This window comes from Halioglobus maricola, from assembly GCF_009388985.1.
Classification (GTDB): domain Bacteria; phylum Pseudomonadota; class Gammaproteobacteria; order Pseudomonadales; family Halieaceae; genus Halioglobus; species Halioglobus maricola.
Genome location: NZ_CP036422.1, coordinates 3,783,869 through 3,800,157, shown reverse-complemented (window position 1 = coordinate 3,800,157; position 16,289 = coordinate 3,783,869). Strand labels below are relative to the sequence as shown.

12 protein-coding genes and 1 pseudogene are annotated in these 16,289 nt (G+C 58.1%); 7 read left to right on the top strand and 6 right to left on the bottom strand.

Features of this window, described 5'->3' with window-relative positions; translation table 11 throughout:
* Window positions 1-51 precede the first annotated feature (51 nt).
* From nhaA to cysK, 3 genes and pseudogenes are all read right to left on the bottom strand, one after another.
* A complete protein-coding gene (nhaA, locus tag EY643_RS17280) occupies window positions 52-1,401 on the bottom strand; it encodes a Na+/H+ antiporter NhaA (RefSeq protein WP_153240412.1) in 1,350 nt (449 codons plus the stop codon).
* A 105-nt stretch (window positions 1,402-1,506) separates the two neighbouring features.
* Window positions 1,507-1,857, bottom strand: a complete 351-nt coding sequence (locus tag EY643_RS19830; RefSeq protein ID WP_276612723.1) for a glutaredoxin domain-containing protein — start codon at window positions 1,855-1,857, stop codon at window positions 1,507-1,509.
* Window positions 1,858-1,965: 108 nt separating this feature from the next.
* Window positions 1,966-3,003 (bottom strand): annotated as a pseudogene (gene cysK / locus EY643_RS17275) (cysteine synthase A); the annotation flags it as partial.
* 301 nt (window positions 3,004-3,304) lie between these two features.
* Between cysK and EY643_RS17270 the strand changes: the two are divergent.
* The 3 genes from EY643_RS17270 (at window position 3,305) to EY643_RS17260 (ending at window position 5,604) form a co-directional block, all read left to right on the top strand.
* A complete protein-coding gene (locus EY643_RS17270; protein ID WP_153240410.1) occupies window positions 3,305-3,868 on the top strand; it encodes an OsmC family protein in 564 nt (187 codons plus the stop codon).
* The gene (locus tag EY643_RS17265) at window positions 3,865-5,160 is read left to right on the top strand and encodes an NAD(P)-binding domain-containing protein (protein WP_153240409.1); all 1,296 of its coding nucleotides are present in this window, start codon (window positions 3,865-3,867) and stop codon (window positions 5,158-5,160) included. Before EY643_RS17270 ends, EY643_RS17265 begins: the two co-directional genes overlap by 4 nt.
* A 93-nt stretch (window positions 5,161-5,253) precedes the next feature.
* A complete protein-coding gene (locus EY643_RS17260; protein WP_153240408.1) occupies window positions 5,254-5,604 on the top strand; it encodes a rhodanese-like domain-containing protein in 351 nt (116 codons plus the stop codon).
* Here EY643_RS17260 and EY643_RS17255 read toward each other — a convergent pair.
* Window positions 5,601-7,226: a tRNA-dihydrouridine synthase gene (locus EY643_RS17255; RefSeq protein ID WP_153240407.1), complete on the bottom strand. Its 1,626-nt coding sequence runs from the start codon at window positions 7,224-7,226 to the stop codon at window positions 5,601-5,603. The genes EY643_RS17260 and EY643_RS17255 overlap by 4 nt on opposite strands.
* Before the next feature lie 183 nt (window positions 7,227-7,409).
* Between EY643_RS17255 and EY643_RS17250 the strand changes: the two genes are divergently transcribed.
* The 3 genes from EY643_RS17250 (at window position 7,410) to EY643_RS17240 (ending at window position 12,354) form a co-directional block, all read left to right on the top strand.
* The gene (locus EY643_RS17250) at window positions 7,410-9,584 is read left to right on the top strand and encodes a tetratricopeptide repeat protein (RefSeq protein WP_153240406.1); all 2,175 of its coding nucleotides are present in this window, start codon (window positions 7,410-7,412) and stop codon (window positions 9,582-9,584) included.
* A 30-nt stretch (window positions 9,585-9,614) separates the two neighbouring features.
* A complete protein-coding gene (locus tag EY643_RS17245) occupies window positions 9,615-11,798 on the top strand; it encodes a tetratricopeptide repeat protein (protein WP_153240405.1) in 2,184 nt (727 codons plus the stop codon).
* Window positions 11,799-11,904: 106 nt separating this feature from the next.
* Window positions 11,905-12,354, top strand: a complete 450-nt coding sequence (locus EY643_RS17240) for a pyridoxamine 5'-phosphate oxidase family protein (RefSeq protein WP_153240404.1) — start codon at window positions 11,905-11,907, stop codon at window positions 12,352-12,354.
* 3 nt (window positions 12,355-12,357) lie between these two features.
* On the opposite strand, the gene EY643_RS17235 is transcribed toward EY643_RS17240, so the two are convergent.
* Both EY643_RS17235 and EY643_RS17230 read right to left on the bottom strand, forming a co-directional pair.
* Window positions 12,358-12,696, bottom strand: a complete 339-nt coding sequence (locus EY643_RS17235) for a YegP family protein (protein ID WP_153240403.1) — start codon at window positions 12,694-12,696, stop codon at window positions 12,358-12,360.
* Between the two features lie 115 nt (window positions 12,697-12,811).
* A complete protein-coding gene (locus EY643_RS17230) occupies window positions 12,812-14,281 on the bottom strand; it encodes a protein adenylyltransferase SelO (protein WP_153240402.1) in 1,470 nt (489 codons plus the stop codon).
* A 90-nt stretch (window positions 14,282-14,371) separates the two neighbouring features.
* On the opposite strand from EY643_RS17230, the gene EY643_RS17225 reads away from it, so the two are divergent.
* Entirely contained in the window at window positions 14,372-16,246 is a 1,875-nt protein-coding gene (locus EY643_RS17225) for an N-acyl-D-amino-acid deacylase family protein (protein WP_153240401.1), read from the top strand.
* Window positions 16,247-16,289 lie beyond the last annotated feature (43 nt).

The following is a 16,289-nucleotide window of genomic DNA, read 5'->3' as shown; positions in this document are numbered from 1 at the left end:
TTCTACAGGGCCATAGTACTGGCCCCGGCAGATATTGGGATTAATATTTTTTCAGGTTTCTGGCTTTTCGGTGGTGGCCCTGAGCAGGAAGTACCCGCCGAAGCCCGCGATGGCGGAGGCCAGCAAAATACCGGTTTTTGCCGCTAGAAGCTCTGCAGGCTTACCGGCAAAACCCAGATCGGCGATAAAAATCGACATCGTAAAACCAATGCCGCCTAACAGGCCTACGCCGACAATGTGTTTCATGTTCAGGCCCTCCGGCAACTTGGCCCAGCCCATTTTCAGGGTCATCCAGGTAAAACCGGCGATACCGAGTGGCTTACCCAGCAGCAGACCACACAATACACCCAGGGTAATAGGGCTGGAGATGGTCTCGCCAAATTCGGCAAAGTTGATGGGGATGCCCGCATTGGCGAGCGCGAAAACCGGGATGACCAGGTAGGCTACCGGCAGGTGCAGGGAGTGTTCCAGGCGCTGTGCAGGTGCCTGAACAAGCTTAACCCCGTCACCCATGGCGATAACCAGGGAGCGGAAACGGTTGTTGTGGATGATATCCGGGTTTTCCGCGACAGATTTCTGCATGCCACGGGTGTTGTCCTTCACCCGCTCGATAAAGGTTTGCGGTTCGAATTTTGGCCTGATGGGAATGACAAAGGCCACTATGATCCCAGCGATGGTGGCGTGAATGCCGCTGGCCAGCATTGCAACCCAGAGGAGGGCGCCAACTGCCGCGTAAGGCAGTGGGCGACGCACACCGCCGAGGTTGAACGAGAGCAAGACGAAAGTGAATACGGCGGCGTAGAACAATGCCATGGTGTCGATGCTCTCGGTATAGAACAGAGCGATGACCGCCACAGCGCCGAGGTCATCGACAATTGCCAGGGCGATCAGGAAGGTGATCAGGGCTTTCGGAATGCGCGGCCCCAGCAGGCTGAGGGCGCCGATGGCAAAGGCGATGTCGGTGGCCATGGGAATACCCCAGCCTTTTGCTTCCGGGCCTGAGGTATTGAAGATGAAATAGCCAAGCGCCGGGATCAGCATGCCGCCGATGGCTGCCATGATAGGGAGCAGGGCCTGGCTGGGAGTGGACAACTCGCCCACCAATAGTTCGCGCTTGAGCTCCAGGCCCATGATGAAGAAGAACATGGCCATCAGCGCCTCGTTGATCCAGTGATGGATCGACAGGGAGAAGGCCTTGTCGCCGAAGCTGATGGCGAGCTCTTCGTGCAGGAAGTGCTCATAGCTGTGATGCAGTGGGCTGTTGGCGATCACCAGAGCGACCACCGCGCAGATCATCAGCAGAATGCCTGACGTTGTCTGTCGATGAATGAACTCTTCCAACGGCGAGAGAATGCTGTCGAAAGATTTTTCCCAAGGGGCGTGATAGACGCCTTTGGCCATTGTGGGGGCTCCAGTTGAGTGTCGCTGCATTGAGGTGGGCGGCATAGTACCGCGAATACTTCAGACTGGGCGAATATCAATAAGTTCAGGCCTGGGACACGACGCTTAGCTCGCCTCGCGCGGGTGTAGCCATTTAGGCAGAAAGCTGTAGGCGTTGAATTGGGCTTTCGTGTCGAACTCGATGTCTTGTTGCTCGAATAAGCGCTGCAGGCGGCCTTTATTGAAAGCGTCAAAGGTTTCGGTGGCGCCGCCCAGATACTCGCCTCTGACGAATATCTGGGGGATCGTAGAAGACCCGACTTTTTCCTGCAGGGCGGCGCGAATATCGCCGCCAAAATCATTCTCCTGAAAGGCCACAGAATCCAGGTCGATAATGCGACAGGAGACGCCGAGCTTACTGAGCATCTTGCGTACCGACCAGCAGAACTCGCACCACTCGAGCGCAAATATGACCACCGGTTCTTTCGAATCGCGCACGGACTCTTCGAGAAACTGTCTGGCGGCGGCCGGCACCTCTATGGTGTGCTGTTCTCTTGTGCGGGGCCGTCCGCTGCGCGAGCTGAACTGGCAGCTGGCGGTAGAGTCCGAGATCGCCAGCTCCTCGCTGTCCATATCGGCTTCGATTCCATCGAACAGGGCGGTGCTGAGATAGCGCTCGCCGGTATCGGGCAGCATGCACAATATGTTGCTGCCGGCGGGCGCGTGTTTCGCCACCTGCAGCGCGCCATGAAAGGTAGCGCCGCTAGATATGCCGCAGAAAATACCTTCCTGAGTGGCCAGTTCCCGCGCCAGACGGAGAGACTCCTCTCCGTTTACGCCGATGAATTCGTCAACCAGGCCCATTTGCAGCACATCATTGGCGAGTTTCGAAATGAAGTCCGGAGACCAGCCCTGCATCAGGTGAGGTCGGAACCTGGGGTGGCTGTCTTCGGGCTGACCCTGGGTGTCGTACTGCTGGGCAATCCCGCTTGCCATCAGGGCAGAGTTCTCCGGTTCCGTGGCAATAATCTGCACATCGGGGCGTGCGGCCTTGAGTGCGCGAGCCACGCCTTTCAATGTGCCGCCAGTGCCGAACCCGGACACCCAGTAATTGAGCTGGCGATCCTCGAATGCGGCCAGAATCTCCGGCGCTGTGGTACGCGAGTGAATATCGGCGTTGGCTTCGTTTTCAAACTGTCGCGGCAGGAACCAGCCGTGCTGTTTGGCCAGCTCCGCCGCCTTGGCCAGCATGCCGGTACCCTTGCGGACGGCCGGCGTCAGGACGACCTTGGCGCCGAGAAAGCGCATAAGGCGACGGCGTTCCACGCTGAAGTTCTCAGCCATCACAACCACCAGTGGGTAGCCCTTCTGGGCGCACACCATAGCCAGGCCAATTCCGGTATTTCCACTGGTAGCTTCTACCACGGTTTGGCCCGGCTGCAGTGAACCGTCCCGTTCAGCCGCCTCGATGACGCCCAGTGCCAGGCGGTCTTTTACCGACGCCATGGGATTGAAAGCCTCTACTTTCACGAACATGTTGACGTGGGCCGGGGCCAGTTTGTTGATCCTGATGACCGGCGTGGCGCCGATGGTCTGGAGAATGTTGCTGTAAATGCTGTTCATGTTCCGGTCCTTTGCAAATCATCCCTTGATTGGAAACATCCTCCCAGCGAGCCGCTTGCACCAGCGTGTGAGCTTCCGTGGTAATGGTGAAGCACTCATAAAATCCATATAAATCATATAGATGGCGCTTTTCTGATTGTTTTTGGGCGAATTCCAGTGCCTCAAAAAAACACGGCGGGCACCACGCTGGATGCCACGGCGGGGGGGCAAATTAGCCCTCAGAGCGCGATGTGGCCCTTGTCAAAAGCTTCTCTCGCTCCGTGCATTCGGCACATACAACAAACTATAGGGAGATAGATAAATGAACACTTACACAAAAATTGTAGATAACGGCGTCAACGTAGAAGCCCTGTTGGGCGCACGGGAGGCTTTGACCGAAGCACCTGCGGCGGCGATGTTTCAGTGGCGCACCACCTGTCAGTGGGTGCATGGCACCCACACTCGCGCTGAAGTGGAGAACTTTGCTGGCCTGGGTGAAGAGCAGAGCCACAAACGCTGCTTTAAGTTCGATGCAGATCACCCCGAGGTGTTTGCAGCGGAAGACAACGGCGCTACACCGGTGGAATATGTGTTGGTGGGTCTTGCCAGCTGCCTGACCGCTGGCGTTGCCTCGGTCGCTCAGAACCGCAGCATCCAGCTGCACTCGGTCAAGGCCACTGTCTGCGGTGACATGGACCTGCAGGGCATTCTCGGTATCGATAGTGACGTGCGTAACGGTTACCAGGGAATCAAGGTGATCTTTGATATTGATGCCGATGCAAGCGCGGACGAGATAGAGGCCGTCGTGGCCCAGTCCCAGAAACGCTCAGCGGTGTATGACATTGTCACCAACCCCTCCATGGTGGAGGTTGAGGTTCGCTCATGAACGCGAAACTGTATACAACGCCTCCCCGCCTCACCACGGTCGTCGTGGTGGGAGCGGGGCAGGCGGGCCTGTCCTGCAGCCACTATCTTTCTCGCTTTGGCATCGATCACGTAGTGCTGGAGCGGGGAGAGGTGGCCAATTCATGGCGCACCGAGCGCTGGGATTCACTTCGTTTGCTCACTCCCAACTGGCAGAGCCAGCTGCCGGGAATGGGCTACAGCGGCGACAACCCTGATGGCTATATGCATATGGGTGAGGTGGTCGATTTCATCAGCGGCTATGCGCGTCAGAGCGAGGCGCCGGTGCAGGTGCAAACCCGTGTCACAGGTGTCGAGCCTGTCGGTTCCGGGTATCGCGTGAAGACGAATTGCGGCGACTGGCACTGTATGTCGATCATCGTCGCCAGCGGTGCCTTCAGTACGCCTACTATTCCACGGTTCTCCGAGGGGATGGGAGCGCAAGTTGAGCAGTTGGATACCCACCGCTATCGCAATCCTGATCGGCTGGCGCCCGGTGGTGTTCTGGTTGTCGGTGCTGCCGCAAGTGGTGCCCAGATCGCCCGCGAAATCAGCCGCTCCGGCCGCAAAGTCTTGCTGGCCACGGGCGAGCATGTGCGCATGCCACGTCGTTACCGGGGCAAGGACATTCAGTATTGGATGGATGCGACAGGGCTATTGGATGAAGACTGGGAGCAGGTGGATGATGTGCGCAGGGTGCGCCGCTTGCCGTCTGCACAGTTGATGGGCAGCGACGACTTCGCCGACCTGGATCTCAATAGTTTGCAGGCGGAAGGTGTGGAAGTGGTCGGCCGCCTGGCGGGTGCACGTGATGGCCGGCTGCAGTTCTCTGGTGGCCTGGCAAACGTGGTGCGCCTGGCAGACTTGAAGCTGAACCGGATGTTGGATCGCATTGATCAATATATCGAGTCCAGCCCGGATGGGGCCGGTGCCCAGGGTCCGGCGACCCGGACTGAGCCCACCCAGCTTGCGTCAAACCAGAGGCTCGAAATGGAGCTCGCCAGCGAGGGTATCAGCACGGTGATCTGGGCGACGGGCTATCGCCCTGACTACAGCTGGTTGGACTTACCGGTTATGGATGCCCGGGGAATGCCACGTCACAATGGCGGGGTTACCGAGCTTCCCGGTGTCTACCTGATGGGGCTGCCTTTCATGCGCCGTCGCCGCTCCAGTTTCATGTCGGGTGCTGGTGAGGACGCGCTGGATATCTGCCATCACCTGCTGGCCTATCTCGGCCGCCCGGTGGAGTGGTATTGGCAGAAAAAGACGGCCTGAGAAACGTTTTATGTATTGATCGGTGACACGAAAACCACGGTTGATTTCAACTACACTGGCGTCACTGGATACTGGTAAACGGAGTACGGGTCGATGTTGAAAACTGTTCCTGAGCTTGTGACGGAAGCTCGCGCTGGATTGCGCTGTGTCGATATTGAAACGGCCAAAGCAGAGCTGAAGGAAAACAATGGCACAGTGATTGATGTGCGCGAACTAGTGGAGGTGAGCCACCTAGAGGCGACCGGTTCACTCAATATCCCGCGCGGCATTCTCGAGATGAAAATCGGTGAGGCTGTGCCCGATGAGAACCGGACACTTTACCTGCACTGTGCAACGGGAGGGCGCGCCACGTTTGCGGCGCAACAGTTAGTGAAGATGGGTTACAGGAACGTAACCGTGATTACCTGCCCGATCGAAACCATTTGCACGGTAATGGCAGACTAGGCGGCTCCTTCCTGCAGGAACGGGCCGTCTACACACAGGCGGCGGCCATCAGGTGCCGCACAGGCGCCGCAGATACCCACGCCGCACTTGGTCAGGTAGTCGATGGCGCTGAAAATCTGGTCTTCGCGGCAATACTCTTTTTGCACTTTGATCGCAGCCAACACCATGGGCTCGGGGCCGCAGTTGTAGAACACCAGCTTGTCGCGTTCTTCTTCGGTCATTTCTTCCAGGCGCTGGCGCAATAATTCTGTTACCACCCCTTGGAAGCCCGCGCTGCCATCGTCCGTGGCCACGTGGACCTCGGCAATCTGCTTGCACTCTTCCAGAAAGTACAGACGCTCGGACGTGCGCGCTCCGGCGAAAACTTCTGCGTTGCCGAAATCACGGGCAAGCTGATACACCGCCGCGAGGCCTGTACCGCCGGCCACGGCCATGATTTTCTGGTCTTCCCCGGGGTCGACAGGGATGCCGTGAGGGCCGCGTACGTAGCACTCGGTACCTGTCGCCAGGTCCATCATGGCGTGGGTGAATTCACCCACGTCGATGATGACCAGTGAGAACGGGTCGTCGGTGAGGGCGGAGAAAGGCTTTTCGCCAATACCGGGCACCCACAGAAATACGAATTCGCCGGCCTGCACATTGATCTTGCGATCGAAGGTCATAATCGTGATGTCGTCACAGACCTTTTCATTCTTCACCAGGGTGACGGTTTTGAAATTCATGTCCACATCGTATTGCACGAGTGTCTCGGCGCGATTTTTGCCGCTTTGGAGGTCGGCGGTTACCGTCTTGAAGTAGTCATCTATCTCCACGGTGGTCATGCCCACCAGTGCCGAACCCACGCCGATGATATTGGCGCCCGCGTCCTGGAAGGCGCGCACATCGTCCGCGCTGGAGACGCCTCCACAGCCGACAATGGGCAGGTCGGTGACCGCGCGAATCTCACGCACACACTTGAGCCCGATGGGCAGCACGCCCTTGCCGGACATACCGCCAGCGCCGTTGGAGAGCACCGGGTGGCCGTGGGCGGAGGTGTAGCCGGGGCCAACGGTGTTGATCGCACACAGGCCGTCGGCACCACCGGCCTCAGCGGCCTTGGCGATTGCTCCGATATCGGAGGTATTGGGGGTCAATTTTGCGATCACCGGGATATCTACAACGGCTTTAACGGCGCTAACAATGGCTTGCACCATTTCCGGGTCCTGGCCCATGGCCATGCCGTAGCCCTTGGCGTGGGGGCAAGACAGGTTTAGCTCCAGACCATCAGAAACCGGCGCGAGTACCTTCGCGACTTCGACAAAATCTTCCACACTGCCACCGAATATGGAGGTGAGCAGGAAGCGGTCAGCCGGCACATTCAATGTGGCCAGCGCGTCTGCTGAAGCCTGTGGGCCGGCATTGGTCAGGCCCACTGCATTGACGAAGCAGCCAGGTGCGTACTGGCTCAACACCGGTTCGCGGTAACCCAGGCGGGGCTCGGGGCCGATGCTCTTTGTGGTAATCACGCCCACTTCGGGAATGTTGTCGAAGAAGTACTGCATGATGGGTGCGGCGGTGGTGACGATGCCGGACGGGACCGTAAAGGGGCCTGACAGGGTTTTGCCAAAAAATTCTATGCTCACGGGCTGATCTCGATAGTCGTACTGGGTCGCTAGATGGGGCGAATTATAGAGGGATTCAAGGGTGTTCGCAGAATTTTTGCGCTGCGCAGCCCCGTGTCGCACGCCACGCATTAGTGTAAGCTTGCTTGAGCGGTATTAGTGGTAGGGATAACCCCGATCGCAATCATGTGAGGTGGCTACGGATTGGCATCACTGCTGGCAGAACTTAAACGGCGCAATGTCATTCGCGTTGCGATAGGCTACTTTGTACTCGCTTGGGTAGTTCTACAGATCACCGATCTGGTGGCTCCCGCGCTGCTCTTGCCGGAGTGGACCCTCTCATTTGTGACCTTTATCGGCATTATCGGCTTCCCCTTCGCTATGTTTTTCGCCTGGGTATTTGAGCTCACCCCAGAGGGCTTGCAACGCAGCGAAGACGTGGAACCCGACCAGTCCATTACCGGCAATACCGGCAGCAACCTCAACAAGATGATTATCGGCCTGCTCTTGCTCGCAGTGCTGATTCTGCTGGCGGACCGTCTGTTTGGTCTGTCAGGGCAATTTTCCATGCCCGGTTCAGAGCCTGCGGTGCAGGCGGTGCCAGCAGACGTGGCCGGTGCCGTCTCCGCGGAAACACCGGAATCGGCCGGTCCCCGCTCCATCGCAGTGCTGCCTTTCGTCAACATGAGCGACGACAAGGAGCAGGAGTATTTTTCCGATGGTATCTCCGAGGAATTGCTGAATGCTCTGGCCCAGATTCGTGAGCTGCGGGTGGCCGCACGCACCTCATCCTTTGCCTTCAAAGGTAAGAATCAGGACATCACCGATATTGGTGACCAGCTGAATGTAGAGACGGTGCTGGAGGGGTCGGTACGAAAATCTGGCGCGAAGGTCCGGATAACGGCACAGCTGATTAATGTGGAGGATGGTTACCACCTGTGGTCCGACACCTATGATCGTGACCTCACTGACATATTCGCCGTGCAGGACGAAATTTCCGCGGCAATTGTCCTCGCACTGAAAGTGCATTTGACGGATGAACCGCCGCCCCGTGCTGAGCAGCCAGTGGCCATTGCGGCTTACAATTTTTATCTCCAGGCGCGACACAATGTGCGGCTGCGGAGCAAGGATACACTTGAGCTTGCGCTGCAGCAGTTTCAGCAGGCGCTGGATGTGCAGCCGCAGTATGCTGCGGCCTGGGCGGGCAAGGCACTGGCGACCTCATTGTTGCGCGATGATCAATACGGGGATATTCCGGGTGAAGAGGCCTCCCGGTTGTCGCAGGGCTACCTTGATATCGCCTTCTCCATCGACCCGGACATCGGCGTCGGACACGCCGCACAGGCCCTTGTGTACATGGACACCAACGACTGTAAGAGGGCAATCGTAAGTACGGAACGAGCGCTGCAGCGCTTGCCCAATGAAGGCATATTGTATGTTTGGAAAGGCATGTGTCTTGAAAGAACCGGTGAGTATTCGGCGGCAGAGGAGGCTTTGGATCAGGCATTTGCCATCGACCCGCTACACCGGTCTGTGCGCATCAACTGGCTACAGCAAAAGGTTGCGCAGGGTGGCGCTGCTGAGGTGCGGGCCATGACAACTCCTGGCACAGTCGAGTATTACGAACTGGAATGGTTGATCGCGCGCCAAGAGGGCCGCTGGGCAGATATGTACCTAATCGCCAGCGAAGCTTACGCAGAATACGCCAGGACTTATTCACAAAGACAGCAAGCACTTGCGCAGTTTTTCTGGCTGGGGGAGCCAGCGCAGGCACTGCACTCGCTCCCGCCTGCCTTTGTCATGTATTTCGATGCGCTCAAGTCACCGCAGAAGTTGATCGATGAACTTGGCGGCAGGGCGCCGGAAAGTCTGAGTCCTAGGCAGCGCGAGGGTTTGCTCCTGGCCTTGTCAACGCAGCAGCAATGGCAGGGGATTCTCGCGACCGTGGATCACCTACAGCTGGAAACTGCGACGGAATTTGGCGACGTGTCAGCAGGGGAGAGCGCATTTAGCAATGCGCTTGCCCAAGCTGTGGCATTTTATTTCCTTGGCGAAACAGAGCGAGCGACAGCGCTGGCCGTGAAGCTAAAGCGCTGTATAGAGCAAGCGAAGGCGAAGGGCCTCGCCTTTGAGGAATATGGCGCCCCGCTTGGAGAGATAGAATTCTTGCTGGGAAACAAAGCAGAAGCAATCGCCGTCATGCGTCAGCTCTTCGTCAAACATCGGCTGTCGCCACTGTTCGCGACCCGGCTTGAGCTTTATAAATCGGCCACTGAAGACAACAGCAAACTAGAGGCGCTGGTCGCCGAAGTGCAGGCAAAGTTAAATCTTGAGCGCCAGAAGCTGGGTTGGGAACCCAAGGCGCTAGAGGAGATCTGACATGGTTATTTACCCGAGAAGTGGCCTCGAATGAGTAGTTTCTTCAGCGAACTGAAGCGGCGCAACGTTTTCCGCGTGGCTATCGCCTACCTGGTGCTCGCCTGGTTGGTGCTGCAAGTCACTGATCTGGTGGCGCCGCCGCTAGGGTTGCCGGAGTGGACCATGTCCATGGTGATCTTCCTGGGATCGGTCGGCTTTCCTTTCGCGCTCCTGTTTGCCTGGGCATTTGAGCTTACTCCCGAAGGTTTGAAACGCAGCGAAGATGTCGAGCCGACGGAATCAATCGCACCGCATACAGGAAGTAGGTTGAAGCAGGTGACTACGGCACTCCTCCTGTCTGCGGTTATCATCCTTTTGCTGGACCGCCAGTTGGGTTTATCGGAGAGGTGGCAGGGCGAAGCAGCCCTCCCGGAAGCTGGCGTAGAGGCGACTGTCCCGCCCGCAGACGAAAGCCTATCCCCGGATGATGGGATCTCTCTGCCGCGATCAATCGCTGTCCTGCCGTTTGTGAACATGAGTGATGACGCGAGCCAGGAATACTTTTCTGATGGTATCTCCGAAGAGTTACTCAATGGCCTTGCCAAGATCCGCGAGTTGCGGGTGGCTGCACGTACCTCTTCATTCGCGTTCAAAGGTAAGAATCAGGATATTTCAGACATTGCTCGCCAGCTCAAAGTCGATACAGTCCTGGAAGGTTCCGTTCGTAAGGCCGGGCAACGAGTGAGAATTACTGCCCAGTTAATCAATGCGGACGACGGATACCACCTTTGGTCCGAGACCTACGATCGAGACCTCACCGACATTTTTGCTGTCCAGGACGAAATTTCCGCTGCCATAGTCGATGCGCTGAAGATCCACCTCGGTACCGGCCCAGAGATGGCTGTGACGCGGAAAACCGATGTCGAGGCTTATAACCTTGTGCTTCAGGGCCGGCACAGCGTTCGCCTGCGAACCAAGGAAGGGGTTGAAGCTGGTCTTGAGTATTATCAGCGTGCTTTGGAAATCGACCCCGACTATGCTGAGGCGTGGGCGGGGCTGGCCATTGCGACCAGCCTGATGACTGCTAACGGACTCACTGACACGCCCGATGATACTTACCGTCTTGCGCAGAGTTACCTGGATCGAGCATTTGCGTTGAGCCCGGACCTGGGTGATGCACATGCGGGTCAGGCGCTGGTCTATCTCAATATGGAGCGCGCGGAAAAGGGCCTTGAGTCCGTCGATCGAGCACTTCAAATCAATCCATCCCAGGGAGTTCTGTATCTGTGGAAATCCCATTTGCTGATGCAGCTCCTTGAATGGGATAAATCACTCGCTGTGCTTGAGCAGGCGTACCTTGTCGATCCATTGCACCCGTCTATCGCCGTGAGCCGCGCCACGCGGCTTGCCGATGTTGGGCGGGGAGATGAAGTTCTGGCCGATCTCAAACCAGGTAGTTGGATGTACTACTGGATCGGCCTCAGGGTTGCGAATAGTGAGGCCCGGCCGGCCAGTGTGTATTCTCTCGCCGAGGAAGGTCTTGCGGGTGACTTCAACGAAAGCCAGCGGGAGATAATGCGCCGTTTAAGGTTTTGGGCAGTATATGACGGCCTTTATCACGATGAGTATGATCTGGAAGACATTCCCAGGCACAACGCCGAGATGATACAGGCTGGCCGGGACCCGCAAACTGTGGTTGCCAGAATCGGGGATCGGACGTTCGCTGAGCTGGGCGAAGGCGATCAGCACTTGCTTGTTTTTTCACTCGTGCGGGCGCAGAAGTGTCCGGATTTGGTAGCGCTGCTGGCTCCGCTGCGCTTGGAACTCCGACACTCAGATGGGATCGCCACGTCTGAGCATGACGAGGATGCTTACGCGATCGAGCTCGCCTGGTGCTTGGCCGAAACTGGTGAGCGGGACCGTGCACACCGGCTCGCCTCGCGCATGATGTCCAGTTACCGGCGCAGCCTTGATAAGGGAATTCCTATAACATGGGCTGGTTCTAGTCCCGTCATCCTCAGTCTGGCAATGGGCCAGCCTGACGAGGCGTTCGCATATCTCGAGCAACTGGTTGCCACCGGCACGTTTAGTGTTCGGGACTTCCACGTCGCACCCTATTTTCAGGCCTTTGCAGGCAGGCCGGAGTTCGAACAACTCAAGGCAGCTGTGTTGCATCGAGCCAATGAACAGCGTGCAATTCTCGGCTGGCCCCCGCGTCAGGACGAAGGCCTGTGAGTCTGCATGGCGTCAGTCGAGCCGACGGTTTCACAACCGGCCCCTCAATGCATTGAAACCGGCAATTCTGAGTGAATGAATCTCCCCTTACCCTTAGAGGACCCGCATGAGCCTTATCGACCCATCTGACACAGACACGTTCTTCCGCGATGTAGAAGCAGCCGCAAAGGCATCCATCTGGGCAGCTATGGCTACCGTGCATGAAGGCGAGCCGCGGGTGCGCATGGTGCATCCCAACTGGGAAGGGCAGACCCTGTGGATTGCCACCGGCCCCGAGACCCCGAAGGCCAAGCAGGTCAAGGCCCACGGTCGGGTCGATATCCAGTTCCAGGTGGCGCCCGATGACTTCGTCCACCTGATGGTGCGTGGTCAGGCGACGGTGCTGCAGGACGCGGCGACCCTGACGCGGGTTTGGGATGTGATGGATTACGACCTGTACCAGTTCTGGCCGGAGGGGCCGAGTGACCCGAACTACTGTGTGATTCGGGTCGACCCGGAGCGGGTTGAGCTGTCGAAAATGTTCGGCACCATGGACAAGCGCGTCTGGCGCGCCTGACGCCTAGCCGTCGGTGAGGTCGCGGATATCCTCGGTGGCACCGTTGGTTTTCACTGACTCCATGCCGTTGTCACAGCCCGATTCCGACTTGTACATCTGACTCTGGCCGATCACTTGATGGTTGGCCGCCTTGAGCACGAAGTAGTGCTTGTCGTCACCTGACGCCTTGCACTCGTAACGGTCGTCATCGCCACTGTTCTTCTGTACCGAGGCAATGCCATTTTCGGCAGCGCCCCGGCTGCTGTACATCTCGCTCTTGAGAATGTTCTGGCCGTTCCCTGCCACAAGGTTGAAAAAGAACTCGCCGTTCTTGGCGAGCTTGAGTTCGTAATATCCGGCCATTGAAAATCTCCGCGGAAACGTGGGTAGCCCCTTTGGCTGCCCCTCAGTTCTAGCTTAGACGCTTCGGCCGCGTCTGCCAGCTAGCGTCCGCTAACTATTGCGCCAGGGGTGGTAATCAAGTGCCACAAAACGTCTGCTGCACAATTTCCTGAGGCAGTGGAGGCTGCGCGTAGTGCGCCTGTTCCGCGCGCCAGGTGAAGGGGTCTGCGAGGCAGGCGAGCAGAGCGCGGAAGGGTCGGAAATCCTTTTCATCTTCCGCCGCCCGGATCGCTTCCTCCACCCGATGGTTGCGTGGGACAAACACCGGGTTGGCCAGGCGCATGCGCTCGGCGCGGGTCTCGGGTGTGAGTGGGTCTTCCTTCAAACGGCGGCGCCACTGGGCCAGCCACAGCTCGAAGGCAGCAGAAAACTCGAACCACTCCGAGATCTCGCTAGTATCTTCTGCGGCTATTTCATACAGACGGCGAAAGGCGAGCGTGAAATCTGCTTTTTCGTTAGTCAGTAGCTCGAAGAAGTCTTCCACGAGTTTATTGTCGTGATCGCTGATTTCCATCAGGCCGAACTTGTTCGCCATGCCACGGTGATGTGCGGCCTGGTACTGGACTGGAAAGCTGTCTACCGCAGCCTGGGCCAGGGCAACTGCCTCGTCCTGTTCTGGATGTAATAAGGGAAGTAAGGACTGAGCAAGGCAGGCAAGGTTCCAGTGGGCTATGGCGGGCTGGTTCGCGTAGGCATAGCGCCCACCCTGGTCGATAGACGAGAACACCTTGCCCGGGTGAAATTCGTCCATAAAGGCGCAGGGCCCGAAGTCGATGGTCTCGCCGCAGATCAGCATATTGTCGGTGTTCATCACGCCGTGGATGAATCCGAGGCACATCCACTTTGCCACCAGTTCGGCCTGGCTTGCGATGACGGCGTCCAGCAGCGCAAGTGCGGCATTGGGTGCGCCTGCCTGTGCCGGGAAATGACGATCAAGACAATATCCGGTCAACGTTTGCAGTGCCTCCTGGTCGCCACGTGCGGCGAAAAACTGGAAGGTGCCGATACGAATATGGCTGGAGGCGACCCGGGCCATCACAGCGCCCGGCGAAGCGCTCTCCCGAAACACATCTTCGCCGGTGCTGACGGCCGCCAGTGCACGGGTGGCGGGCACACCGAGCGCGTGGAATGCCTCGCTCAGCAGATACTCGCGGATCACAGGCCCCATGGGTGAACGGCCGTCGCCGCCGCGAGAGTAGGGGGTGCGGCCAGAGCCTTTGAGCTGGATGTCGAAGCGCTGTCCAGATTTTGTCACCACCTCGCCCAGCAAGACCGCGCGGCCGTCGCCCAGTTGCGGGTTGTAGTTGCCGAACTGGTGGCCTGCGTACACCGCCGCCAGTGGTTCGGCTCCCGTGGGTACGACGTTGCCCGCGATGACGGCGGTGCCTTCCTCAGATGCCAGCCAGCCGGCGTCGATACCCAGTTCTGCTGCCAGCGCATCATTGACCGCGATTGGCCCAGGCTTTGCCACGGGTGTGGGATCCAGACGTGTGTAAAAGGTGTCTGATAGGCGGGCGAAGCTGTTGTCAAAAGGAATTGAAGCCATGAATAGGTTTGTCCTGAGGCGGTGCGATCTGCTATATACGTTGTGGCCGACATAATAGCGCAAAGCACACATCATCGCGGGAGACACTACATGTCCAGAAAAACCTGGGACACCCTTATCCAGAACGCCACTGTTTTCGATGGCAGCGGCGATAAACCGCGCGAGATGGATATTGCCATCAAGGACGGCAAGGTGGCTGCCATGGGTATGTTCCTGCCAAGGTCCATGGCCGCTGATGTTGTCGACGCACAGGGCAAGTGGGTTACCCCCGGTTTGCTGGACATTCACACCCATCTCGATCTCGAGGTTGATCTCGAACCCGGCCTGCCCGAGGTCGTGCGCCACGGTACCACGACGGTGCTGGTGGGCAATTGCAGCCTGGGCACTGCGTTTGGCAGTCAGCGCGTGGGCGAGCAGGACCCGATTGTGGACTGCTTTACCCGGGTAGAGAACATTCCCAAGTCAGTACTGCGCAAGGCGGCAGAAGCGGTGACCTGGGACAACACCGGCGACTACATGGACCACTTCGATGGTATGCCCCTGGGGCCGAACATCGGTGTGTTTCTTCCCCACTCGATGCTGCGCGTGGAGGTCATGGGCCTGCAGGACAGTATCAGCCGTGAACCCACTGAAGCCGAGTTGGTGCGTATGGAGAGCCTGCTGGACACCGCGATGGACCAGGGCTACCTGGGTATGTCTACCGATGGGCTGCCGTTCCACTACCTGGCCAACTCGCCCCATACGGACAAGCGCATACCGACCCAGTTCGCCAGCTTTGGCGAGCTCAAGCGCCTGTTGCGCGTAGTGCGCAAGCGTAATCGCGTGTGGCAGACCACCCCCATTATTGAAAACCGCCTGAAAGCTTTCCTGTATTTCGCCCTGACCAGCGGCCGTCTGTTTGGCAAAACCCTGAAAACATCGGCGCTGTCGGTGATGGAATTTGTGCTCGCTCCCAATGCGCACAAGGGTTTTCTCGGGTTTGCTGCGCTCATGAACAGCAAACTGTTCAAGGGCAATATGCACTTCCAGGCCCTGGGCACCAACTTCAGGGTCTGGTCCGACGGTATTGTCAGTCCGTTGTTTGAAGAGATGGACTCTACGGCCGAGTTGATCGCCAGGGAGTATGACGACGTTGAAGGGCGCATGGCGCTGCTCAATGACCCGGCCTGGGTGGAGCGTTTCCGGGATGACTGGATGCACGGGCGCAACGGCAAGGGCCTGGCTGCCCTGAAGACCAAGCTTGGCATGCCGGATAATCTTGTGCCGCGCGAACTGTACATGATGATCTTTGACGGTGCGCCTGTCGCGGACTGGGAAGGCGAGAGCATGCAGGATGTGTACAGCCGTCTGCAGCGCTATCAGCGCGGCCAGGCCGACCAGGCCCGCTCCGATGCAGAGCGCGATGCCTTTGATAAATTCCCGCGCGGCATGGCCGTCGACGCAGATTTCATGCTCCACCTGCTGCGCGAGTACGATAAGGGCTTCCGCTTCTGGGTCGACATCGGCAATAAAGGGAAGCAGGCGACCCTGGACCTGCTGCTGCACAAAAATGCGATGCCCGGTTTCAACGATTCAGGTGCTCACATTACCAATATGGCGTTCTTTGATTCCAATCTCAGCTCCCTGAAGCTTGCCTCGCAGCAATCGCTGGAGACGGTGGCTACCATGGTCAGGCGCCTGACCAGTGAACCAGCTGAGTTCTTTGGCCTGCAAGGGGTGGGGCGCCTGGAGCTCGGCGCCCAGGCGGACCTGACGATCATCGACCCCGAGGCGTTGGCGCAGTGGGATGACAACAACAGCCGGATCCTGGCATACCGCGATTTGTTCGAGCACAACCAGATGTTGAGCCGTTCTGACGGTGTGGTAACGCATACCTACATCAATGGCGAGCAGGTGTGGAGCGAAGGCGAGTTTACTGAGGCCCTGGGTACCAAACCCCTGGGCCGGGCACTGCGCGCCGCTTGATCAAACCTTGAGCCAGAACAAGGTTCGAAGCCACGACTAGCGT

Excerpts from the sequence above, each read along its gene's own strand:
- nhaA (WP_153240412.1), bottom strand. The coding sequence starts at position 1,401 with ATGGCCAAAGGCGTCTATCACGCCCCTTGGGAAAAATCTTTCGACAGC.
- EY643_RS17270 (WP_153240410.1), top strand. The coding sequence starts at position 3,305 with ATGAACACTTACACAAAAATTGTAGATAACGGCGTCAACGTAGAAGCC.
- EY643_RS17265 (WP_153240409.1), top strand. The coding sequence starts at position 3,865 with ATGAACGCGAAACTGTATACAACGCCTCCCCGCCTCACCACGGTCGTC.
- EY643_RS17260 (WP_153240408.1), top strand. The coding sequence starts at position 5,254 with ATGTTGAAAACTGTTCCTGAGCTTGTGACGGAAGCTCGCGCTGGATTG.
- EY643_RS17245 (WP_153240405.1), top strand. The coding sequence starts at position 9,615 with ATGAGTAGTTTCTTCAGCGAACTGAAGCGGCGCAACGTTTTCCGCGTG.
- EY643_RS17240 (WP_153240404.1), top strand. The coding sequence starts at position 11,905 with ATGAGCCTTATCGACCCATCTGACACAGACACGTTCTTCCGCGATGTA.
- EY643_RS17235 (WP_153240403.1), bottom strand. The coding sequence starts at position 12,696 with ATGGCCGGATATTACGAACTCAAGCTCGCCAAGAACGGCGAGTTCTTT.
- EY643_RS17230 (WP_153240402.1), bottom strand. The coding sequence starts at position 14,281 with ATGGCTTCAATTCCTTTTGACAACAGCTTCGCCCGCCTATCAGACACC.
- EY643_RS17225 (WP_153240401.1), top strand. The coding sequence starts at position 14,372 with ATGTCCAGAAAAACCTGGGACACCCTTATCCAGAACGCCACTGTTTTC.